Below are 22,334 nucleotides of genomic sequence, written 5' to 3'. Positions count from 1 at the left end.
AAGCGATGGACTACAGGCAGCTTCGCTATTTCATCGCCGTGGCCGAGGAGCTCAGCTTCAGCCGCGCCGCCAAACGGCTGCATGTCAGCCAGCCGCCGCTGAGCACGCAGATCAAGGCGATGGAAGAGGAGCTCGGCACGCAGCTGCTGTCGCGGACACGGCGTGCCGTCGAGCTCACCCAGGCCGGACAATTGCTGCTGGAGCACGCGCGCCGCGCCGTCAGCGAGCTCGACCTTGCGTCGGAGACCGTACGCCGCGCCGCGCGCGGTGAAGCCGGCGCGGTTCGTGTCGGCTTCACGGATTCTGTTCCGATGCTCGACATGTTCGCCGAATTGTTCCGCAACTTCCGCGCCAGCTATCCGCGGGTGAAGATCGAGCTCAGGCACATGTCGACGGCGAAGCAGCTCCAGGCTCTCGCCGACGCCGAGCTCGATGTCGCGATCATGCGGCCGCCGCTCGACTTCCGGCCGGCGGCCGATCTGCAGGTTCATGTCGTCTGGCGCGACCGGCTGATGGTGTTCCTGCCGATCGATCATCCGCTCGCCACAGCACCCGGCAAGCTCGGCGTTGCCGATCTTGCCGAGCACGAATTCGTCGGCATGGCGGAGAGCGGCTGCGGCGTCGGCGATCAGGCTGCGATGCTGTGCCGGCGCGCGGGCTTTGCGCCGCGGATCGCGCAGGAGGCGCATGAACTGCGCACCGTGCTCAGCCTCGTCGCGGCCGGAATCGGGCTTTCGATCCTGCCGTCCTGCTACCAGCAGGCCGGCGTCATGAACGTCGTCGCCAAGACACTCGATACGCCGGACGCCGAGAGTCGCATGCTGGTGGCGATGCGCTCAAACGCCTCGCTGCTGCCGCGCCGGTTCGTCGAATGCGCATTGCAGGCGGCATCGCGCAGCGCACCGCCGCTCGTTCCCGAGGTCGCCGCAGCGAGCCGTTGATCGCGCCACGCGGAAGGCGACCGGCCGCTTGTCGGGCGTCGCACGCGACGGTCCGCGGACCCCATACTTTCGTAGGCCGTAGTCTCCCGGAACGCAGTCTGGCGCTGCTCTTGCATAGCCGAATGTCAGATGCTGGGGCGCCGATTCGTCGTGCTTCCGCCTGCGACGGCAATGTCGCGAGCGAAGGATTGGTGATGCGCGCCCGCAGCTATTTGACATCTGCGGAGACGACAAGATGCACGCTCTCACACGTGCGGCAGTCCTGCTTGGGACGGTGTTCTTGACATCGCCGACCCTGGCGCGCGACGACGGCCGCTACGCCAACTCACCATTGAAGCCCTGGTTTGAAAGCCTGCACAGCGGCTACGGGCAGTGCTGCTCGGATGCCGACGGATATGTGGTCGCCGATCCCGATTGGGAGTCGGATCACGGCCATTATCGCGTGCTGATCGACAGTGAATGGGTCGTAGTGCCTGACGAGGCCTTGATCACCGAGCCGAACAAGATCGGGCGAACCATGGTGTGGAAGCACTATATCGACGGCCACCCGCGCGTGCGCTGCTTCATGCCGGGCAGCATGACCTGAGCGGTCTTATTGGGGGGCGGCGGGTGAGGAAGTGCATGACCACGCCGCCGAGCGTGGCGTGGTCGAGCGGCCCGGCGTGCGGTAATCCGGCGATCGCTTACCCCGGATTCTCCAGGCTGAACGTCTCGGACTGCTCGTCATAGGCGAACAGCTCGGCATAGCGGCCCCAGGACACGATGGTCTTGAGAGTTTCATCCGCGTAGTCCTCGGACATGTAGTCCTCGAGTTCGTTGCGGAAGCGCGCGGCCGGCGCCATGTGCGAGGGCCGCTCGTCGAGCACGCGGCGGATCAGGCCGATCACCGGCACGTAGTTGATGAGGTGCTCGGCGAACAGTTTCTTGCGCGTGTCGGTGTCGAGATGCGCAAAGCGCACGCCGGCTTCGGTCAGCACCACGTCGCCTTCGCTGAGCTGGGCAAAGCGCAACAGTTGCAGCGTTTCGCCGAGATGCAGGATTTCATCGGTCTCGAGCTGAAGCTGGCTCGCCAGCACCGGAAGGTCGGCATGTCCGCCATAGGGAGGACCGGCCAGCGTCTCGATCAGGCCCGACAGCACGTTGGACGAGACGTGATCCAGAACCATGCCGACACCGGAGCCGGGAATTCCCCCGAGCGTAGGCGCCTTGGGTTCCTCTCGTTGTGTCATCCGGGCATAGAGCTGATCGACGAGCTGGCGGAACGTCGGATCCAGCCGATTGCGCGGATGCTTCAGGTCAATCTTGAATTCGGCAGCGACGCGTCCCGGATTCGACGAGAACACCAGGACGCGATCGCACATCAGGACGGCCTCCTCGATATTGTGCGTCACCATCAGCACTGACTTGATTGGCAGTCGGCCTTCGATCCAAAGGTCGATCAGGTCGGTACGCAGCGTCTCGGCCGTCAGCACGTCGAGCGCCGAGAACGGTTCATCCATCAACAACAGGTCGGGGTGCACGACCAGCGCGCGCGCAAAGCCGACGCGCTGACGCATGCCGCCCGACAATTCCTTGGGGTAGGCGGATTCGAAGCCGTCGAGGCCGATCAGGTCGATTGCCGCGAGCGCGCGCTTGCGGCGCTCGGGAGCATCGACGCCAAGCGCCTCCAGTCCGAGCTCGACGTTCTGCAAGACCGTCAGCCAGGGGAACAGCGCGAATGACTGGAACACCATGGCGACGCCGTTCGGCGGCCCCGCGATCACTTCGCCGCGGCAGGTCGCAGCGCCCGATGACGGCGCGACAAGCCCCGCGATGATCCGCAGTAAGGTCGACTTGCCCGATCCGGAGCGGCCGAGCAGCCCGACGATCTCGCCAGCATGAATCGTCAGGTCGACATTTTCGAGCACCAGCAGTTGCTCACCGCTTCCTTTCGGGAACGACCGGCAGACGTTGCGGATGTCGATCAGGGCGGCTTGCTTGGTTTGGTCGAGCATCGGGATTCCTCTCGATCAGCCGAGGCGAAGGCGGCGCTCGCCGAAGGCGTAGAGCGGTCGCCACAGCAGGCGGTTAAACAACGTGACCAGGATGCACATGACGACGATCCCGAGCACGACCTTGGGAAAGTCGCCGGCCTCGGTTGCGCGAGCGATATAGGCGCCGAGGCCGGTGGCGACCAGATGGGTATTGCCCCAGCTCGCGACCTCCGCGACGATCGAGGCGTTCCAGGATCCGCCCGACGCGGTGATCGCCCCCGTGACGTAATAGGGGAAGATGCCGGGCAGTACGACCTTCATCCACCATCGCCACCCCCCAAGGTGGAGGCTGCTGGCCGCCTCGCGCAGGTCCGTCGGGAAGGCGGCGGCGCCCGCGATCACGTTGAACAGGATGTACCACTGGGTGCCCAGGATCATCAGCGGGCTCAGCCAGATATTGGGATCGAGGTGATAGCGGACGATCAGCACGACGAACACGGGAAAGGCGAGGTTGGCCGGAAATGCCGCGAGGAATTGCGCGAGCGGCTGGATCCGCTCCGCAAGCTTGGGCCGCAGACCGATCCAGACGCCGACCGGCACCCAGATCAGCGTGGCCAACGCGATCAACACGATGACGCGCAGCAGCGTGATGAGCCCGTATCCGATGGCATCGACGACATCAGACAACCCGAGCGAGGCGGAGAGATATTGGTACGCCAGCCCGGCCGCATAGCTAGCCGTAGCAACGATCACCGTAATCCAGATGCCGTCGATGATGCGCGAAGATTGCCCAGGTTTGCCGTCGCGCCGCAGCGCCACGGGCCAGCTGATGCGCATTGTGGAGATCGCCTTGTTGGCCATTCCCAGTGGATAGGTCAGGGCGCGCAGCGCGCGTGTTCGTCGGAACAGATCGAGCATCCACGATGTCGGAGCTTCGCCGGAGGCAGTCTGCTCGAAGCGGAATTTATCGGCCCAGGCAACGATCGGACGAAACAGCAACTGGTCATAGGCGATGATGACGATCAGCATCGTGATGAGTGCGTAGCCGATCGCAGGCAGGTTCTTCTGCTCGATCGCCGTGGCAACGTAGGAGCCGACGCCAGGAAGAGTCACGGTCGTCTTGCCGACGGTGATCGCCTCCGACGCCACGACGAAGAACCAACCGCCGGACATCGACATCATTGCGTTCCAGATCAGGCCGGGCATCGCGAAGGGAACGTCCAGTCGCCAGAACCGCTGCCAGCCCGATAGGTGAAAGCTCGCGGTCGCTTCGTCGAGGTCCTTCGGAACGTTGCGCAGTGACTGATACATGCTGAACGTCATGTTCCAGGCCTGGCTCGTGAAGATCGCGAAAACGCAGGCGAACTCCGCGCCCAGCACGCGGCCGGGAAACAGGTTCATGAAGAACACGACGGTGAAGGTGAGGAAGCCGAGGATCGGCACCGACTGCAGGATGTCGAGCATCGGGATCAGTACCATCTCGGCGCGCCGGCTCTTGGCCGCGACAGTGGCGTAGATGAAGGTGAAGACCATCGAACAGACGATCGCCAGCAGCATCCGCATCGTGGTCCTGAGCGCGTAGTAAGGCAGGTTTGCTGGATCGAGCGATACTGGCGTCCGCTTAAGATCGGACAGGGGAACGATGGTCTGCTCGCCGCCATACACGACGAGCACCATCGCACCGACCAGCAGCAACAACGCCGCAAGGTCCCAGAAATTGGGCCGCAGGAAGACAGGTCCCCATACAGCTGAGCGAACGTCCTGAAACGACATAAGGCCACCTTCGAGGGCAGAACCGGCATGATTGCGGCCCGACGGGATCGGAACCGGCCCCCAAGGTCGGCTTATAGGCAGGATTCACGACAATAGGGTAGTCGGGAGATGGGGCATTGCGCCTCTCGGACGATACCTGCCGGACGAGGTGAGCGGTTGCGCATAGATTCGCCGGGCGGGGACGCCGCAATGGAGGGATGAACGGATGCCGGTCGCGGGGTCCGCCCGCGAAGCCGGTGATTCAGGAGCCGGGACGGGTCAGGAAGCGCGTGATCACGCCGCCAAGCATGGCGTGGTCGAGCGGCTCGGCGAGCGACGCCTTGGCGGTGTCGACCACGGCGTCGGGCGCGAGGCCGCGGCGCAGGTCGCACAAAGCATCGGCGTAGTCGGCGGTGAATTCTGGATGCGGCTGCACCGACAATGTCGTGCCGTTGGCATAGAGCAGCCCGGCGTGCGGCGTGAAGGCGGATGACATGATCGTGCTCGCGGAGGCGGGCGGGATGATCACCTGGTCCTGGTGCGAGGCGGCCACCGCAATCGTCTCACCGTCGAGCAGGCCGTTGTCCGGTGCGATCCGATAGACGTGGCGGCCGATGCCCCAACCTTTCTCCGATTTGCGCACCGTGCCGCCGAGCGCCTGCGCGATCAACTGATGGCCGAAGCAGACGCCGACCATCGGAACATGCTTGTCATGGGCCGCGCGCACGAAGGCTTCGAGCGGCGCGATCCATTCGACATCGTCATAGACGCCTGCCGCAGATCCCGTGATCAGGATCGCATCCAGCGTGGCTGGATCCGGCAGCGCCTCGCCCTTGGCGACGCTCACGACGTCGCACGTCAGAGATGGATCTGATGCGGCCACCATCCGCTGGAACATCTGCGGATAGCTGCCGTGGCGCTCGCGGTATTGCGGGCTGACGAGCCCGGTTTCGATGATGGTGATGCGGGGCATGAAACGCGCTGACGGAGGAGCGGGGATGACCCAGCCTTTACTCCGAAAGCGCTGATCACCTCAAGCCGCGCTGGGGCGGCCGTCGATCAATTCTGCGACGGTGCCGCCGCGTCGATCGTCGCGGTGTGCTGTGCTGCCGGTGTCGTGTGGGCGATCACAGGCGTCGTCACGCTCGCCGGCGCAGTGCTGACGATGACGGGCTCGGTGCGGTAGCGCGGCAGCTGATCCTCGAGCGAATAGCCGACGCAGAGCGCGAGGCTCGACCACACCGCCATGCTGAAATACAGCGACATCCAGGCGATCTCCTCGCGCCACTCGGCGATGTCGTGGGTCACGACCCAGCGCCGGCTGACGTCGCGCAGGCCGTCGAGCGGATGCAGCAGCGTGCCGCCGGCGGCGAGGTTGGCGCGCCAGCGATTCAGGTACATCGGGACGTCGATGGTCATCAGGAAGGCGAGGAAGGCGGCGATGCCGACGATCGCCACGACGAAGGCCCAGCGCACCGGGCCGTGAAACTCCGGCAGCAGCCGGCACAGCGCGATCCCGACCAGGAAGAACACCACGGCCCAGATCGAGTTCTCGATCGCGTTGCAGAGATAATGCGTGGTCAGCACCGCATACCAGGAGAAGCATTCCGCGATCACGATCAGCGGCACGATGATCCAGGCGATGGTCACGGTGGTCTCGGCGCCGGTCATGGTGCCGAGCTGATGCAGGATGATCGCCCATTGCGCGGCGAAACAGACCTCGGCGACGGTGGCGACGGTGCGGCCGACCACGACGCTCGACAGCCAGGTGTCGAACAGGCAGATGCGCTGCACGTCGGCGCGCGGCAGCACCGAGCGGAAGGCGCAGCCGAACACATAGGCCGCGCAGAGCAGCAGCATCAGCCCGATGCCGGAGGTGTTGCTGAAGCTGCCGTTCGACTGCTCATGGAACTGGCGATACAGCGCGAACCAGACCGCGATGTTGGCGGCGCTGACGAGGCTCAAGAGACCCCACCACCGGACCACTGGATTCGACCAAGCCAGCGAAACCGGCCGTGCCCGCCGTTCCATGCTCATTCACCGCTCCGCGTGTAACCGAATTGATATTGAACTGTAGTAATTCTGTCATAGAAGGACGCGAATCACGACTAAAAAATGCGTGTGGCGCGGGGCCGGGCGGCTACGGATTGTGACAGCGTTTGTGACAGCGCGGCGATCGTGACAGTGAGCGGCGGCCCCGGCGTTTATGACAGCGAGCGGCCCAACCCCTCTCGTCATTCCGGGATGCGCCGAAGGCGCAGGCCCGGAATCCATCGGGCCGCCGTGTCGCTGCCTGATGGATTCCGGGTTCGCGCTTCGCGCGCCCCGGAATGACGGCGTGGAAAGCCAGGCCTTCGCGATCGTGATCGAATGTGACATCCGCGGCGGGTAGGCAGGCTCCGCCCGATCCTCTAGAGAACGGCTTCCTTTTTCGGGCCGCACCCGCACGGGCTGGCTTCAAGCGAAGGCGCCTTGTGACGACGGACATGACGGCCAGCTACGACCCGCTGCTGCGCAGGATTCACTGGGCGACGGCGGTGCTGTTCATCGCGGCGATGCTGATCGGGCTGTATTGCGGGCTGCAGCCGGCCGGGACGTCGCCGCGGCGCGAGCTGCTCGAGCTGCACAAGTCGCTCGGTGTCACCCTGTTCTTCCTGGCGATCCTGCGGCTGATCGTGCGCGCCGCGACCACGGCGCCACCGGAGCCGGGATCGTTCTCGCCGCTGGTCCGGATTGCAGCACGGCTCAATCACTGGGCGCTCTACGCCATTCTGTTCGTGATGCCGGTGACCGGATACATGTTCTCGTCGGCCGGCGGCTATTCGCTGCGCTATTTCTGGACCTTCAGCTGGCCGCGCCTGTTCACCGACAACAAGGCGGTGGCGGAGGCCGGCGAGCTTGCGCATGGCGCGCTCGCCTATGTCGTCTACGCCGTAGTCGCCCTGCATATCGCGGCGACGCTCTGGCATGTCGTCGTCAAGAAGGACGAGACGCTAGCGCGGATGTGGCCGCGCGCGAGCCGCAATCCGACCTGACGTCTGAGCTTACTCAGTCTATCGGCAAACTCGCTGTACCTCTCCCGCTTGCGGGGGAGGTCGGCGCGTAGCGCCGGGTGGGGACTCTCTCCACAATATGACTCGTGGAGAGAGCCCCACCCCAACCCTCCCCCGCAAGCGGGAGAGGGAGCGCAATCCCATCGCGGCCCCACTCTTTCGGACTAACCGCGCAGCGCGGTTTCGGGAATGGTGCGGCGGACCACTTCGCGCATCGCGAAGCTGGAATGGATGCGGGCGACGCCCGGCATCCGCGACAAATGCTGCTTGTGGATGCGCTCGAAGTCGGCGATGTCGCGGGCGATGACCTGCAGATGATAATCGTCGCTGCCCGACATCAGATGGCAGGACACGACGTCGGGACAGCGCGCGATCGCGGCCTCGAAGGCGGCGAGATAATCCTCGCTCTGCTTCTCCAGCGTGATGGTGACGACGACGGTCGTGACGAGGCCAAGCGCTGACGCTTCGAGGTCGACGCGGTAGCCGCGGATCACGCCGATCTCCTCGAGATGGCGGATGCGCCGCGCGCAGGCGGTCGGCGACAGCCCGACCTTCTCGGCAAGCTCGATCTGGCTCGCGCGGGCATCAGTGACCAGCTCGGCGAGGATTCTGAGGTCGATACGATCGAGACCGTCCACGCAGTTTTCCTTCAAGAGCAAAGCCAACGACGAAGGATATGAGCGTATCCGGCTGTGGGCAAGCCGGAATTCGCTGAGAAACCCCGTGTGACGGGGCATAGCCTTGTGGTTGGCGGAAACCAATTCTGCAAGGAGCGGACCATGCGTGTCGGCGTGCCCAAGGAAATCAAGGTCGAGGAATATCGGGTCGGGCTGACGCCGGCCTCGGTGCGGGAATATGTGGCCCATGGCCACGAGGTCGTGGTGCAGCGCGGCGCCGGCGACGGCATCGGTGCCGGCGATGATGCCTATACCCAGGCCGGCGGACGGATCGCCGACACCGCCGAAGAGGTGTTCTCCGTCGCGGAGATGATCGTCAAGGTGAAGGAGCCGCAGCCGTCGGAATGGATCAGGCTGCGCGAGGGACAGATCCTGTTCACCTATCTGCATCTTGCGCCCGACGTGCCGCAGACCACGGGGCTGATCGCCTCCGGCTGCACGGCGGTCGCCTATGAAACCGTCACTGACGCGCATGGCGGGCTGCCCCTGCTGGCGCCAATGAGCGAAGTCGCCGGCCGCCTTGCGATCGAGGCCGCGGGCGCCGCGCTGCGCAAATCCGCCGATGGCATGGGCAAGCTGCTCGGCGGTGTGCCGGGCGTTCCGCCGGCGCGCGTTGCGATCATCGGTGGCGGCGTGGTCGGCACCCATGCGGCGCGGATGGCGGCTGGGCTCGGCAGCGACGTCACCATCCTCGACCGCTCGTTGCCGCGGCTGCGTGCGCTCGACGATTTGTTCATCGGCCGCGTCCGCACCCGTTACGCCACACTGGAGGCAATCGAGCAGGAAGTTTTCGCGGCTGACGTGGTGATCGGTGCGGTGCTGGTGCCCGGCGCCAGCGCGCCAAAGCTGGTGTCGCGCGCGCAGCTCTCAGGCATGAAGCGCCGCGCGGTGCTGGTCGACGTCGCGATCGACCAGGGCGGCTGCTTCGAGACCTCGAAGCCGACCACGCACCAGGCGCCGACCTATCTGGTCGACGACATCGTGCATTATTGCGTCGCCAACATGCCGGGCGCCGTACCCGTCACCTCGAGCCACGCGCTCAACCACGCCACCTTGCCGTTCGGCCTGGCGCTGGCCTCGAAGGGACTGCGCGCGCTGGTCGAGGATCCGCATCTGCGTGCGGGCCTCAACGTCCATCGCGGCCGCATCACCAATCGTGCCGTGGCCGAGAGCCAGCATCTGTCGGCCGTGATGCCGGAGGAAGCGCTGGCTTCGTAGCAATTTCGGCAAGCCCGGGTATTCGTAGCCTGGATGGAGCGAAAGCGAAATCCTGGGGCGGTCCCTCAGCGGAGAGACCAGCCCCGGATTTCGCTTCGCTGCATCCGGGCTACGGTTCTGTCATCCGCACGATGCGTCAAGCGTCCGACCTGGCTTCGCCGGTCAGTGCTTTCAGCCGGCTCTGCATGACTTCAATGATATGCGCGCGCTTTGCCGCAATCCGTTCGATTGGTCCGCCGATGCCGATCGCGAGCGGAGCGCGGCGCTTTGGCAGGGGAACAAGCATGCCTATTGTGCTTGCGCCCGGCGTCGTACGGCCGCCTGACTCGGAAAAGCCGCGACGGCGAATGCGCTCGACCTCCTCGAGAAAGGCCGCTTCGCGGACGCGCGCCGGCTGGTTCGGCTCCTCGGCGTTGTTGCGGCGGATGATGCCGCGAATCTTGGTGTTCGGCATTTGGCTCAGCAGCACGTGTCCGAGCGCGGTCCGAACCATCGGTCGTATTTGACCGGCATGTGCAGTGTACTGAAGCTGAGAGCCGCCGGGGACAACGTGCAGATATTGCATCCCGGCGGCACCGGCCTGTTGCCCAAGCATGACGGTTTCGCCGCCGGTTGCGGTCCAGAGTTCCTCCATCAGATCGGTGAGCTTCTTGTCACGGAACGGAGAACGACGGATCCAATCACCCAGCAGATTGACCCGGTAGCTAGGGATGAAGCGCCGCGTCTTTCGCTCGTATTCGAGGTAGTTCAATTCAACGAGAGTGCGGAGCAACACTGACGTGCTCGATTGGGGCATCGCCAGCGCGGAAGCTATTTCAGTCACGGAAGCAGCCCGCTTGGTTTCCCGAAAGAACTCCAGAACTGCGAACACCCGCATGGCCGATTTGACAATCGCCGTCTTATTCGCGTTCGGCATGGCAGTCTCCGCGGCGGGGCAGGTACCGCGCCTCCATCACATATGTGATGTTAGGCCCAAACTGCTTCACTTGACGACAACTTTGGCACAGATTGGCGCCAATTAGATCAAGTCGCATGGAAACGCAGAGAGCAGGGGAAGGCGGATGCCCGGCCGAAGTTTGCTCGAGAAGATCTGGGACCAGCATGTCATTGCCCGTTTGAGCGAGGACACTGATCTCCTTCATATCGATCGCCATCTGCTGCACGATCTCGGCGGCTCGCGCGGCCTGCTCGATCTCAAGAGCCGTGGCCTCAAGGTTCACAATCCCGAACTGACATTCGCGACGCCCGATCACGCGCTGTCGACGGCGCCCGGCCGCGCCGGGACCAGCAAGATCGGACAGGAATTGCTCGCCGCGCTGCGGGTCGAGACCGCGGCGAGCGGCATCACGCTGTTCGATGTCGATCAGCCCGGCCAGGGCATCGTTCACGTCATCGGACCCGAACTCGGCCTGAGCCTGCCCGGCGCGACGATCGTCTGCGGCGACAGCCACACCTGCACCCATGGCGGCTTGGGGGCGCTCGCCTTCGGCATCGGATCGAGCGAACTCACCCATGTGCTGGCGACGCAGGCGCTGATCCAGCGCCGTCCGAAGACGCTGCGCGCGCGCTTCGAAGGCAAGCTGCCGCTCGGCGTCACTGCCAAGGACATGATTCTGGCGCTGATCGGGCAGATCGGCGCAGCCGGCGGCACCGGCTACGCCGTCGAATATGCGGGGAGTGCGATCCGCGCGCTGCCGATCGAGGGAAGGCTCACGATCTGCAACCTCTCGATCGAGCTCGGCGCGAAGATGGGCATGGTGGCGCCGGACGAGAAGACCTTCGAATTCCTGCGCGGCCGTCCCTATGCGCCACAGGGCGAGATGTGGGATCGCGCGGTCAAGGCGTGGCGCGAATTGCCGAGCGATCCCGACGCCGTGTTCGACCGCGAGGTCGTGATCGATGTCGAGAAGATCATCCCGCAGGTGACCTGGGGCATCAGCCCCGAACATGTCGTCGGCGTCGACGGCGTCATTCCCGACCCGAAGGCGATCGACGATCCCGCACGGCGCGCGGCGGTCGAGACCGCGCTGGAGTATATGGGCCTGCAAGGCGGCGCGCCGATCGCCGGCACGCCGGTCGACTGGGTGTTCATCGGCTCCTGCACCAACAGCCGCTTAAGCGACCTGCGCGCCGCGGCCGAGGTCGCGCGCGGCCGCAAGGTCGCCGCAGGTGTCCGCGCCTGGGTGGTGCCCGGCTCGGAGAACGTCAAGCGCGAGGCGGTCGCCGAAGGGCTCGACAAGATCTTCATCGACGCCGGCTTCGAGTGGCGCGAGCCGGGCTGCTCGATGTGCCTTGCCGCCAATGGCGAGGTGGTGGCGCCGGGGCAGCGCTCGGTCTCGACCTCGAACCGCAACTTCGTCGGCCGGCAAGGGCCACGCGCGCGGACGCATCTGGCGAGCCCCGCGAGCGCGGCGGCCTCGGCCATCGCCGGCGCGATCGCCGACGTCAGGATGATGGGGCGCTAGACGATGCCGAAACCGTTCGACAAGCTCACCGCAACCGCCGCGCCGATCATGCGCAGCAATATCGATACCGACGTAATCATCCGCATCGAGCGGCTGGTCGGCAATTCGATCCGCGGCACGCTCGGCAAATGGGCGTTCGGCTCGCTGCGCTATTTGCCCGATGGCTCCGAGAATCCGGATTTCATCCTGAATCGCGAGCCGTACCGGGAGGCGGAGATCCTGGTGACGGGACCGAATTTCGGCTGCGGCTCGTCGCGCGAGGGCGCGGTGTGGTCGCTGCAGGAGCGCGGCATCCGCGCCGTCATCGGCTCTGGCTTCGGCGACATCTTCTTCGCCAACTGCTTTCAGAATGGAATCCTGCCTGTCATCGTCGACAAGGCGGTGGTGGATCAGCTTGCCGCCGACATCGAGGCGACACAGGGCGCCGGCAAGGTCTCGATCGACCTGGAAGCGCAAACTATCGTGTCGCCGTCGGGCGCGCGGCATTCGTTCGAGATGGATCCGCGGCGGCGCGACGGGCTGTTGAAGGGGCTCGACGAGGTGGCGCTGACCCTGCAACGCGACGACGAGATCCACGCCTTCCAGGCTTCCGACCGCACCGCGCGGCCCTGGATTCATTCGACAAGGATATCAGCATGAGCACGCAATCCAACATGATCAAGGTCGCCGTGGTCGGCGGCGAGGGCATCGGCCCCGAGGTCACCGCGCAGTCGCGCCGCGTGCTCGACTGGTTCGCGGCCAAGCGTAACGTGCCGATGACCTTGCGCGAGGCGCAATACGGCCTGATCCCGTATCTGGCGACCGGCAAGGTGCTGCCCGAGGACACCGCAGAGGCGATGGACGAGGCCGACGCCATCCTGTGGGGCGCGACCGGCGGACCGGAGACCACCGAAGTGCCGGCGGCTGCGCGCAAGGCCGGCAGCCTGCTGGGGCTGCGCAGCAAATACGATCTCTACGCCAATCTGCGTCCGATCATGGCGAGCCCGGCGCTGTCGGCGTCCGCGCCGCTGAAAGCCGAGGTGCTCGAAGGCGTCGACTTCGTCATCATCCGTGAACTGACCAGCGGCATCTATTTCGGCGAGCCGCGCGGCATCGAGACCTTGCCCGACGGCCAGCGCCGCGGTTTCAACACCGAACAATACACCACCAACCAGATTCGCCGCGTGGCGCGCTCGGCGTTCGAGCTGGCGCGGACCCGGCGCAACAAGGTCTGCTCGGTCGACAAGGCCAATGTGCTGGAGACCAGCGTGGTCTGGCGCGAGGAGGTGATCGCCCTGCACAAGGAGGAGTTCTCCGACGTCGAGCTGACCCATCTCTATGTCGACAACGCCGCGATGCAGATCGTGCGCGAGCCGCGGCAGTTCGACGTGATGGTGACCGGCAACATCTTCGGCGACATCCTGTCCGACTGTGCGGCGATGGCCTCGGGCTCGCTCGGCATGTTGCCGTCGGCCTCGCTCGGCCCGGTCGATCGCTTCGGCCGGCGCAAGGCGCTGTACGAGCCGGTGCATGGCAGCGCGCCCGACATCGCGGGCAATGGCGTCGCCAATCCGCTCGGCTCGATCCTCAGCGTCGCGATGCTGCTGCGCCTGACCTTGAACCGCCCCGCGGACGCCGATTTGCTGGAGCGAGCGGTGCAGACCGCACTTGCCTCCGGCGCCCGAACGGCCGACATTGCGGAAGCCGGTGCGAAGAGGCTGTCGACCGTCCAGATGGGCGATGCGGTGCTCAACGCGCTGGACAAGATCTCGGCCAAGGAGCACGCGTAATGGCGCGCCTGACCACGCCTCAGATTTCGCGGCGATCGGCTCTGACGGTGATCGCCGCCGGCGGTGCCGCGCTGGTGAACGGGCGTGGATGGGCGCAGGCGACCCCGGGCCGCGCAATCTATCCGGTTGCGGTGCCGGTCTATCAGACGCAATTTGTCGCTGACCGCATCGGCTACTTCAAGGAGGCCGGGCTCGACTGCAAGCTGGTGCAGGGCGGCAGCGGTGTGAAGACCCGCGAGATCATCGCATCGTCGCAGGGTGACATCGGCATCGGCGACGTCACCCACCCGATGCAGCTGACTAATCACGGCCGCGCCGCGCGCGTGCTTCTGCCGGTCGACACACGGTCGAACTCGGTGATGTTCATCCTGCGCAAGGATTTGAAGGACCAGGGCATCAACTCGCTGGAGGCGTTCACGCAGTGGAAGCGGCCCGACGGCCGCAAGCCGATCGTCTCGGTCTCCTCGCTCGGCGGCACCAATCATGTCTGGGCGTCCTACTACATGGAAACCATGGGGCTGGACGACAAGGTGACCTGGATCGGCACCGGCAATGTCGACACCATGCTGGGGTCGCTGAAGTCGAAGCAGGTCGACATCCTCGTCAGCTCGCTGTCGCTGTTGAACGAGGCGCAGCAGCAGGGCTGGGGCGAATTGCTGTTCGACGGCACCGATGAGGCGATCTGGAACAAGCATATCGGCGGCAAGGTGCCGGTGACCGCGCATTTCACATTGCAGGCCACCATCGACAAGGACCCGGCCAAGATGCAGGCCTACGTCACCGCGCTGTGGCGCGCGTCGCAATGGATCAAGGCGCACAAGCCGGCCGAGGTCTACGACGCCATCGAGCCCTATGTCGGCAGCACCTCGCGCGACGCCAATCTGCTCGAGATCACCGCGATCCAGAAAGTCGCTGACTATGAGGGCTCGGTCGACGCGGCGAGCTTCGCGCGCGGCGAGAAGGTCTGGTTCCGCGAGATGACCGGCATCAAGCCGCTCAAGATCGCAGACGTGGTCAACTCCAACCTTATCGACGCGGCGCGAAAGGCCTATCCGGGTTGAGCGCGCTCGAGACGAGCGTCACCACATCGCCGCGCGCCTCGGCCGAGCGCCGCGTCGAGGTCAAGGGCTTGAGCAAGTCGTTCCAGCTCGCCAAAACCACGATCGAGGCGGTGCGCGACGTCAGCTTCGACGTCCGCCGCGGCGAGTTCGTCGCGCTGCTCGGGCCGTCGGGCTCCGGCAAGAGCACCGTGCTCAACATGATCGCCTCGCTGATCCGCCCCACGGGCGGCGAGATCCTGATCGACGGCAAGCGCGTCGTCGCCGGCAAGGCGACACCCAATGTCGGCTACGTCTTCCAGCGCGACACGCTGTTTCCGTGGCGGACCGTCGGCGACAATATCGGCTATGGGCTGGAGCTGTCAGGCGCGCCCGCGCACGAACGGAAAGAGCGCATCGCGGAATGCGTCGCGCAGGCCGGGCTCAAGGGATTTGAGAACGCCTATCCGTCGGCATTGTCGGGCGGCATGCGGCAGCGCGCGGCACTGATGCGGACCCTGATCGTCGAGCCTCGGATCCTGTTGATGGATGAGCCGTTCGGTGCGCTCGACACCCACACCAAGATCGACATGCACGAGGTGCTGCTGCGGATCTGGGAGCGCGAGCAGCAGACCGTGCTGTTCGTGACCCACGATCTCGGCGAGGCGCTCACGCTCGCCGACCGCATCATCCTGTTCTCGGCGCGACCGGGCCGCATCAAGGATATGTTCACGGTCGATTTCGACCGCCCGCGCGATGCGGTCAAGGTGCGCGAGACCCCGCATTATGCCGAGCTGTTCCAGCACATCTGGCATTCGCTTGGCGAGGAATTCGTCAAGGGCCGCAGCACATGAAGAAGTACAGCACGCTCGGGACGGTCGGCTGGCAGGTCCTGATCTGCGCCGTGGTGCTGTCGGTGTGGCAATGGGGCTACGATCTGCGCACCAAGCTGCCATGGCTGGTGCCCGACCTGCTCGATCCGTATTTCATCTCGAAGCCGTCGATGATATCAGACAATTTCCTGATCCAGAGCTGCCTGACCTCGAAGCTCGGTGCGTTCAACAGCTGGTTCAACGGCGATTTCGGCAAATGCCTTGCGCGCAACGAGAACAATCTCTGGGCGGCAACGGCGATCACGCTGAAGAACACTTTCTTCGGCTTCGTCACCGGCGTGGTCTCTGGCTTCGTCGCGGGGCTGATCCTTGGGCGCTCCGATCGGCTCAGCGCAATCTTTCAGCCCTTCATCACCGCGGTGAATTCGATCCCGCGGATCGCGCTGGCGCCGATCATCGTGCTGGCGTTCGGGATCGGCGACATGTCGAAGATCGTGACGTCCTGGATCGTCGTCGTGTTCCTGGTGTTCTTCAACACCTTCGAGGGCGCGCGTTCGATCGACGAGGGTTTCACCAACGCCGCGCGGCTGCTCGGCGCCAGCGAATGGCAGATCACCCGCACGGTGGTGATCCCCTCGACCATGGCCTGGGTGTTCGCCTCGCTGACGCCTGCGATCTCGTTTGCGCTGATCGGCGTCATCGTCGGCGAGTTCATCGGCGCCGAGCGCGGCATCGGCCGACTGATCATCGAGTCGGAGGCCCGCGGCGAGGCATCCGGCATGATGGTAGCTGTCGTGGTGCTGATGCTGGTCGGCGTCGTGCTGTCGGCGATCATCTGGCGGCTGCAGGCCTATCTGCTGCGCTGGCAGCGGCAACGCAGCGCCGAATAGACGAGGGCCGTGACGGCGTCGCATCCGCCGCCACAGGCCTCCGGTTCACGCTGCGGTTTGCGCCGGCGAGGTCTCGCCGTCGAGCCAATCCTGTTCAACTGCCAGGGCGCGCCAGGCCGCTTCCATGCGCTTGAAGCGGTTGTAGGTCGGCTCGTCGTCGGCGCGCTCGGCAAGCTGCGCGCAGTTCTCGGCATTGTCGAGGAAGTGCTGTGATTGCTTCATGGAACGTCCTCCTGTTAGTGAGGACGTGGGACATCAAATCAGGCTATTCAACGCGTGGAACATGAGCATTTCGCCACACACGTGAATGTCTGTTCAGCGAGTTCCCGCGCGATGTTCCGTATTTGCGCGTGAGCATATGCAGCACAGCCAGCATAGGAACGGTATGGTCGCAGCCAGCGTTCGTTCTTCACGTCGAAACTGGAGAAGAGACGTCATAAGGAAGTATCTGCTCGCCGCGGCCACGGTGACCGCGATCGCATCGCCTGTGTTCGCCGACGATGTCGGTGTCCGCGTAGGTCCGGTTGGCGCCGGCGTGACGGTGGGCCGGGCCCCCGAGTATCGCGACCGCGATCGTGACCGTACCACGGTGATCAGGGAGCGTGAACCGCGCAGCGACCGGACCACGGTCATCAAGACGCGGGATGAGTTCGGCGATCGCAGCAAGACCGTGATTCACGACGACGACGACTAATAGTTGAACGGGCGTGTGGTCAAAAGTCCGCTGCGATCCCGTCGCGGCGGACTTTTGCTCGTCGCGTGATCGCGATGGGTTATCCGTGGAGAGGCAATGGCTGCCGAGACAGAGCTCAAATTTCGCGTTCCCGGGCGCAAGCTCAAGGCGCTGGAGAAGCCGCGGATCGCCGGCGCCAAGACCGGCGAACCGTCAACGAGCGATCTCGTCTCAACCTATTTTGATACCGCGAAGCACAAGCTGAAACGGCATGGGCTGACACTGCGCGTGCGCTATGATGGCCACGACTATGTTCAGACGATCAAGTCCGGCGCGGGTCGACAGTTTGCGCGAGGTGAATGGGAGAGCGAGCTCAGGGATGACGCATTCGACCTCGAAAAGGCCGAGGGCACGCCGCTCGAGGAGCTCGCGTCGGGCAGGCTGCGCCGCAAGCTGAAGCCGGTGTTCGAGACATCGGTGCAGCGCATCACAGTGCCGCTTCGGACCAAGCGCAGCGAGATCGAGCTTGCCATCGATCGCGGTCGCACGACAGCTGGCCTTCGGTACCGTCCGATCCGGGAGGTCGAGCTCGAGCTGAAGAGCGGGCGGGTGCTCGATCTGTTCCGGGTCGCCAGGGCGCTGGAGCGGCGGTCCGGCGCTGAACTCGATCTCTGCTCGAAGGCCGAGCGTGGGTATGAACTGGCAGATCATGATCAGCATGGCTCCGTCTCCGCCGAGAGGGTCATGCTTGATTCCGAGTTCACGGCAGGCGAGGCCTTTCGGGTAATCGCGCGTTCAACGTTCCGGCACTTCTCTTCGAATACGGATGCGGTCCGCGAGGGAGAGCACGAAGGTGTTCACCAGATGCGGGTCGGCCTGCGGCGGCTGCGCGCCGCGATCTCGTTGTTCTCGAAGATCCTGCCGAAGGCTTCGACCGAAGAGGTCAAGACGCAGTTGAAGTGGCTGACCAGCGCGCTCGCGCCGGCACGCGAGTTGGACGTGTTCGTCAAGGAAGATATCGAGCCTGCGTCGCATGATGCGCTGTTGCGACGAGGCGGCAGGGCGATCCGGCAGGAATTCTCCGTCCGCCGCGACCGGGCATTCGCGCGCGCGAGGCAGGCGGTCGATTCGCAGCATTACCGGTCGATGCTGATCGATACCATGCAGTGGATCGAAGCAAAGCAGACGATCGCGGTCGAGGACGAAGGCGGCCCGATCGGCGAGTTCGCCGCCGCGCTGCTGCATCGCCGGATCAGGAAGCTGCGCAAGGACGGCCGCCATATCGACGAACTGGCGGCCCGGCAGCGGCACAAGGTGCGCATCAGGGCCAAGAAGATCAGATACGCCATCGACTTCTTTGAGAGTCTGTTCGCGGGTAAGCACGAGCGGAAGCAGCTCAAGCGGCTGTCAAAGCAGCTGAAGCGGATCCAGGATGGGCTCGGTTCGCTCAACGATTTCGTCGCGCATCGCAAGCTGGCGGTCGACGCTGCGCTCAAGGCGCCGCATCGCAGGGAACGCGACCGTGCATTCGCATCCGGCGTGGTGCTTGGCCGCGAGGAGCAGGCGGTCAAGCCGCTGATCAAGATCGCCGCGCAGGAAGTGCGCGGACTGAAGCCGTTTTAGGGCATGCACCGTCTCGTCGCGGCTTTCGTATGACGCGATGTGTCACGCCGCGTGTGGTGCGCCGCGCTCGTCCTGCTCGGTCGCTGCCATCTGACGGCGGCATTCCTCGGCGAATGCCCGCAGCCGCTCGGCGGTCAGCGGGTCCAAACCCGTGCGTACCAGCCGCTCAGCGCGGTCGGCCTTGTCCTTGAGATCGTCGAATGTCCGGCTCACGGCTGCCTCCATGCCCAGACAATTTGAATCGAATTGCGACGTTCCCCGGCCAGTGAGGACGTGGCTAACAGGCGGTTAATCCGGGATCTGGGTGCGCTTAAGTCACCGGCGCCGGGTTGAACAGCGTCAGGTCGTTGTGGATGCCCCACTTGTCCGACCACGGCTTGGTGCGCCCGCTCGCGACGTCGAGGATCAGGTGGAACAGGTCCCAGCCGGTCTCCTCGATGGTCTTCTCGCCGGTCGCGATGCAGCCGGCGTCGAAATCGATCAGGTCCTTCCAGCGCCGCGCCAGCTCGCTGCGGGTCGCGACCTTGATGACAGGCGCGGCGGCAAGGCCGTAGGGCGTGCCGCGGCCGGTGGTGAACACCTGCAAGGTCATGCCGGAGGCGAGCTGCAACGTGCCGCAGATGAAGTCGCTGGCCGGCGTCGCGGCGAACAGCATGCCCTTCTGCCGTGCCTTCTCGCCCGGCGACAGCACGCCCGCGATCGGGCCGGAGCCCGACTTGACGATCGAGCCCAGGGATTTCTCGACGATGTTGGCGAGGCCGCCCTTCTTGTTGCCCGGCGTGGTGTTGGCGCTGCGGTCGGCGCCGCCGCGGGCGAGATAGGCGTCGTACCAGGCCATCTCGCGGATCAGCGCGCGGCCGACATCCTCGTTGACCGCGCGGCGGGTGAGAAGCTGGATCGCATCGCGCACCTCGGTGACTTCCGAGAACATCACGGTCGCGCCTGATCGCACCAGGAGGTCGGCAGCGAAGCCGACGGCGGGATTGGCGGTGACGCCGGAGAACGCATCGCTGCCGCCGCATTGCAAGCCGATCACGAGATCGGCGGCCGGGCAGGTCTCGCGCTTGCGGGTGTTGAGCACCTTCAGCCGGGCCTCGGCTTGCGTCATGATCGCATCGACGATGGCGCCGAAGCCGTCAAAGGCTTCATCCTGCATCCGCACGATGGCATCGCTGATGCCCTCCGGCACGAGCCGTTCCGGCGCGAGCTTCTCGCAGCCGAGCCCGACGACGAGGATCTCGCCGCCGAAATTCGGATTGAGCGCGAGGTTCTGCAGGGTGCGGATCGGCACCACAGCATCGGGCGCCGTGATCGCGACGCCGCAACCATAGGCATGGGTCAGCGGCACGACGTCGTCGACATTGGGATATTTCGGCAGCAGCTCGGCGCGGATGCGCTTGACTGCATATTCCATCGTGCCCTTGACGCATTGCACGGATGAGGAGATGCCGAGGATATTCTTCGTTCCCACCGAACCGTCGGGATTGCGGTAGCCTTCGAACGTAAAACCTTCGAGCGGCGGCATCGCCGGCGGCACCGCGGTCGCGATCTCGAGCTGATCGAGCGGCGGCGCGTCGGGCATGCGGATGCGCGCCTCGTCGACCCACTCGCCGGCCAGGATCGGCGACAGCGCATGGCCGATCACCTCGCCATAGCGGATGATCGGCGCGCCCTCGGCGATGTCATCGAGCGCAGTCTTGTGGCCCTGCGGCACGAAGGCGCGCAGCGTGAGGCCGCAGGCGAAGCGGGAGCCGGCCGGCAGGCCGAAATCATTCACCACGATCGCGACATTGTCGCGCGCGTTGAGCTTGATGTAGCGGGGCTGCTCCTGCGCGCCGATCGACTGGTCCATGAGGGCTCCGGAAGTCTGTAGGGCGGGTTAGCCGAAGGCGTAACCCGCCGCGTTTCGTGTGCGGTGCCGATGGTGGGTTACGCTGACGCTAACCCACCCTACGCATCTCAGCCCGGGAACGTATAGGCGGTCTTCACCGTGGTGTAGAACTCGCGGGCATAGGCGCCCTGTTCGCGCGCGCCGTAGCTCGAGCCTTTGCGGCCGCCGAACGGCACGTGGTAGTCGACGCCGGCGGTTGGCAGGTTGACCATCACCATGCCGGCCTCGCTGTTGCGCTTGTAGTGCGAGGCGTATTTCAGGCTTGTGGTGCAGATGCCCGAGGCGAGGCCGAACTCGGTGTCGTTGGAGATCGCGAGCGCCTCCTCATAATCCTTGGCGCGGATCACGCAGGCGACCGGGCCGAAGATCTCCTCGCGGGCGATGCGCATCTGATTGCTCGCCCCGGTGAACAGCGCCGGCTGTAGATAGAAGCCGGGCGTCTCGCGGTTCAACAGCTCGCCGCCCCAGTGCAGGCGGGCGCCTTCATCCTGACCGATCTTGATGTAGCGGAGGTCCTGGTCGAGCTGGCTCTGGTCGACGACCGGGCCGACATGCACGCCGCTCTTCAGCGCGTCGTCCACCGACAGGCCCTTCATCCGCTCGGTCATCGCATCGACGAAGCGGTCGTGAATGCCTGCGGTGACGATCAGGCGCGACGACGCCGTGCAGCGCTGGCCGGTCGAGAAATAGGCGCCGTTGACGGCGACCTCGACCGCGACCTTGACGTCGGCGTCGTCGAGCACGACCAGCGGGTTCTTGCCGCCCATTTCGAGCTGGAACTTCTTCATCGGGTTGGAGAGCACGCAGGCCTGCGCGATCTTGCGGCCGGTCTGCACCGAGCCGGTGAAGGAGATCGCGGCAACGTCAGGATGATCCAGGAGCGTCTGGCCGACCACCGAGCCCGAGCCGAGAACGAGGTTGAAGACGCCAGCCGGAATGCCGGAGCGCGCGATGATCTCGGACAGCGCATGCGCAGAGCCCGGCACCAGCTCGGCCGGCTTGAACACCACGGTGTTGCCGTAGCAGAGCGCCGGGGCGATCTTCCAGGCCGGGATCGCGATCGGGAAATTCCAGGGCGTGATCATGCCGACGACGCCGACCGGCTCGCGGGTGATCTCGACGTCGAGACCCGGACGCACCGATGCGCCCTTCTCGCCCATCAGCCGCAGCGCCTCGCCGGCGAAGAACGCAAAGATCTGCCCCGCGCGCGCCACCTCGCCGATGCCCTCGGGGAGCGTCTTGCCTTCCTCGCGCGCCAGCAGGCGGCCGAGCTCTTCCTTGCGGGCGAGGATTTCGACCGAGATCTGGGTCAGCGCGTCAAAGCGCTCCTGCGGCGTCGCGCGCGCCCAGGCCGGGAAGGCGGCCTTTGCGGCGGCGATCGCCTTTTCGGTCTGCGCCTTGTCGGCCTTGGCGTATTCGCCGACCACGTCCTTGGTGTTGGAGGGGTTGATGTCCCGCGTGATGCTGGTTCCGTCGACCCATTCGCCGGCGATGAAGTTCTTCTGGTGAGCGGTCATTGTTCTCTCCAACCTTTTGTTG

General features: G+C 65.2%; 22 protein-coding genes. 12 read left to right on the top strand and 10 right to left on the bottom strand.

Annotated elements, in window-relative coordinates; all coding sequences use genetic code 11:
- The first annotated feature begins 5 nt into the window (after positions 1–5).
- A complete protein-coding gene (locus tag QDT69_RS20885; protein ID WP_279708348.1) occupies positions 6–941 on the top strand; it encodes a LysR substrate-binding domain-containing protein in 936 nt (311 codons plus the stop codon).
- 235 nt (positions 942–1,176) lie between these two features.
- Positions 1,177–1,527: a hypothetical protein gene (locus QDT69_RS20880; protein ID WP_279708347.1), complete on the top strand. Its 351-nt coding sequence runs from the start codon at positions 1,177–1,179 to the stop codon at positions 1,525–1,527.
- A 97-nt stretch (positions 1,528–1,624) separates the two neighbouring features.
- Here QDT69_RS20880 and QDT69_RS20875 read toward each other — a convergent pair whose 3' ends face one another.
- The 4 genes from QDT69_RS20875 to QDT69_RS20860 form a co-directional block, all read right to left on the bottom strand.
- Positions 1,625–2,935: a nitrate/sulfonate/bicarbonate ABC transporter ATP-binding protein gene (locus QDT69_RS20875; RefSeq protein ID WP_279708346.1), complete on the bottom strand. Its 1,311-nt coding sequence runs from the start codon at positions 2,933–2,935 to the stop codon at positions 1,625–1,627.
- Between the two features lie 15 nt (positions 2,936–2,950).
- A complete protein-coding gene (locus QDT69_RS20870; protein WP_279708345.1) occupies positions 2,951–4,687 on the bottom strand; it encodes an ABC transporter permease subunit in 1,737 nt (578 codons plus the stop codon).
- A 241-nt stretch (positions 4,688–4,928) separates the two neighbouring features.
- On the bottom strand, positions 4,929–5,639 hold the full coding sequence (locus QDT69_RS20865; RefSeq protein ID WP_279708344.1) for a gamma-glutamyl-gamma-aminobutyrate hydrolase family protein: 711 nt from the start codon (positions 5,637–5,639) through the stop codon (positions 4,929–4,931).
- 86 nt (positions 5,640–5,725) lie between these two features.
- On the bottom strand, positions 5,726–6,697 hold the full coding sequence (locus QDT69_RS20860; RefSeq protein ID WP_279708544.1) for a hypothetical protein: 972 nt from the start codon (positions 6,695–6,697) through the stop codon (positions 5,726–5,728).
- A 455-nt stretch (positions 6,698–7,152) separates the two neighbouring features.
- Here QDT69_RS20860 and QDT69_RS20855 point away from each other — a divergent pair, with 455 nt between their 5' ends.
- Positions 7,153–7,701 carry a cytochrome b gene (locus tag QDT69_RS20855; protein WP_279708343.1) on the top strand — a complete coding sequence of 183 codons (549 nt, stop codon included), beginning with the start codon at positions 7,153–7,155 and terminating at the stop codon, positions 7,699–7,701.
- 182 nt (positions 7,702–7,883) lie between these two features.
- Here the strand turns inward: QDT69_RS20855 and QDT69_RS20850 are convergent, their stop codons facing one another.
- Entirely contained in the window at positions 7,884–8,372 is a 489-nt protein-coding gene (locus tag QDT69_RS20850; RefSeq protein ID WP_279708342.1) for an Lrp/AsnC family transcriptional regulator, read from the bottom strand.
- Positions 8,373–8,498: 126 nt separating this feature from the next.
- Here QDT69_RS20850 and ald point away from each other — a divergent pair, with 126 nt between their 5' ends.
- Positions 8,499–9,614, top strand: coding sequence for an alanine dehydrogenase (ald, locus tag QDT69_RS20845; RefSeq protein WP_279708341.1), 1,116 nt, complete (start codon positions 8,499–8,501; stop codon positions 9,612–9,614).
- A gap of 136 nt (positions 9,615–9,750) precedes the next feature.
- Here the strand turns inward: ald and QDT69_RS20840 are convergent, their stop codons facing one another.
- Positions 9,751–10,530 carry a helix-turn-helix domain-containing protein gene (locus QDT69_RS20840; protein ID WP_279708340.1) on the bottom strand — a complete coding sequence of 260 codons (780 nt, stop codon included), beginning with the start codon at positions 10,528–10,530 and terminating at the stop codon, positions 9,751–9,753.
- Positions 10,531–10,675: 145 nt separating this feature from the next.
- On the opposite strand from QDT69_RS20840, the gene leuC reads away from it, so the two are divergent.
- Genes leuC through QDT69_RS20810 form a run of 6 tightly spaced genes read left to right on the top strand, consistent with a single transcriptional unit; the run spans position 10,676 to position 16,608 of the window.
- The gene (gene leuC, locus QDT69_RS20835; protein WP_279708339.1) at positions 10,676–12,079 is read left to right on the top strand and encodes a 3-isopropylmalate dehydratase large subunit; all 1,404 of its coding nucleotides are present in this window, start codon (positions 10,676–10,678) and stop codon (positions 12,077–12,079) included.
- 3 nt (positions 12,080–12,082) lie between these two features.
- Positions 12,083–12,718 (top strand): 3-isopropylmalate dehydratase small subunit, encoded by a 636-nt coding sequence (gene leuD / locus QDT69_RS20830; protein WP_279708338.1) that lies wholly within the window; start codon positions 12,083–12,085, stop codon positions 12,716–12,718.
- Positions 12,715–13,848 (top strand): 3-isopropylmalate dehydrogenase, encoded by a 1,134-nt coding sequence (gene leuB, locus QDT69_RS20825; protein WP_279708337.1) that lies wholly within the window; start codon positions 12,715–12,717, stop codon positions 13,846–13,848. The genes leuD and leuB overlap by 4 nt, the downstream gene beginning before the upstream one ends.
- Complete coding sequence (locus QDT69_RS20820) at positions 13,848–14,909, top strand: ABC transporter substrate-binding protein (protein ID WP_279708336.1); 1,062 nt, start codon at positions 13,848–13,850, stop codon at positions 14,907–14,909. Before leuB ends, QDT69_RS20820 begins: the two co-directional genes overlap by 1 nt.
- Positions 14,906–15,739 (top strand): ABC transporter ATP-binding protein, encoded by an 834-nt coding sequence (locus QDT69_RS20815; protein WP_279708335.1) that lies wholly within the window; start codon positions 14,906–14,908, stop codon positions 15,737–15,739. The genes QDT69_RS20820 and QDT69_RS20815 overlap by 4 nt, the downstream gene beginning before the upstream one ends.
- The gene (locus QDT69_RS20810) at positions 15,736–16,608 is read left to right on the top strand and encodes an ABC transporter permease (RefSeq protein WP_279708334.1); all 873 of its coding nucleotides are present in this window, start codon (positions 15,736–15,738) and stop codon (positions 16,606–16,608) included. Before QDT69_RS20815 ends, QDT69_RS20810 begins: the two co-directional genes overlap by 4 nt.
- A 45-nt stretch (positions 16,609–16,653) precedes the next feature.
- Here the strand turns inward: QDT69_RS20810 and QDT69_RS20805 are convergent, their stop codons facing one another.
- Positions 16,654–16,830 (bottom strand): hypothetical protein, encoded by a 177-nt coding sequence (locus QDT69_RS20805; RefSeq protein WP_168193390.1) that lies wholly within the window; start codon positions 16,828–16,830, stop codon positions 16,654–16,656.
- 214 nt (positions 16,831–17,044) lie between these two features.
- Here QDT69_RS20805 and QDT69_RS20800 point away from each other — a divergent pair, with 214 nt between their 5' ends.
- Positions 17,045–17,302, top strand: a complete 258-nt coding sequence (locus QDT69_RS20800) for a hypothetical protein (protein WP_347952052.1) — start codon at positions 17,045–17,047, stop codon at positions 17,300–17,302.
- A gap of 96 nt (positions 17,303–17,398) precedes the next feature.
- Positions 17,399–18,904, top strand: coding sequence for a CYTH and CHAD domain-containing protein (locus QDT69_RS20795; RefSeq protein ID WP_279708332.1), 1,506 nt, complete (start codon positions 17,399–17,401; stop codon positions 18,902–18,904).
- A 42-nt stretch (positions 18,905–18,946) separates the two neighbouring features.
- On the opposite strand, the gene QDT69_RS20790 is transcribed toward QDT69_RS20795, so the two are convergent.
- The 3 genes from QDT69_RS20790 to QDT69_RS20780 all read right to left on the bottom strand — a co-directional run bounded on the left by QDT69_RS20790 (position 18,947) and on the right by QDT69_RS20780 (position 22,312).
- On the bottom strand, positions 18,947–19,117 hold the full coding sequence (locus QDT69_RS20790; RefSeq protein ID WP_279708331.1) for a hypothetical protein: 171 nt from the start codon (positions 19,115–19,117) through the stop codon (positions 18,947–18,949).
- 97 nt (positions 19,118–19,214) lie between these two features.
- Positions 19,215–20,756, bottom strand: coding sequence for a galactarate dehydratase (gene garD / locus QDT69_RS20785; RefSeq protein WP_279708330.1), 1,542 nt, complete (start codon positions 20,754–20,756; stop codon positions 19,215–19,217).
- A gap of 107 nt (positions 20,757–20,863) precedes the next feature.
- Entirely contained in the window at positions 20,864–22,312 is a 1,449-nt protein-coding gene (locus QDT69_RS20780; RefSeq protein ID WP_279708329.1) for an aldehyde dehydrogenase family protein, read from the bottom strand.
- Positions 22,313–22,334: the final 22 nt, after the last annotated feature.

Source organism: Bradyrhizobium sp. CER78 (assembly GCF_029846235.1).
In the GTDB taxonomy this organism is placed as follows: Bacteria; Pseudomonadota; Alphaproteobacteria; order Rhizobiales; family Xanthobacteraceae; genus Bradyrhizobium.
Note: the sequence above shows the minus strand (reverse complement) of the source record. Positions and strands in the feature narration are given on the sequence as shown.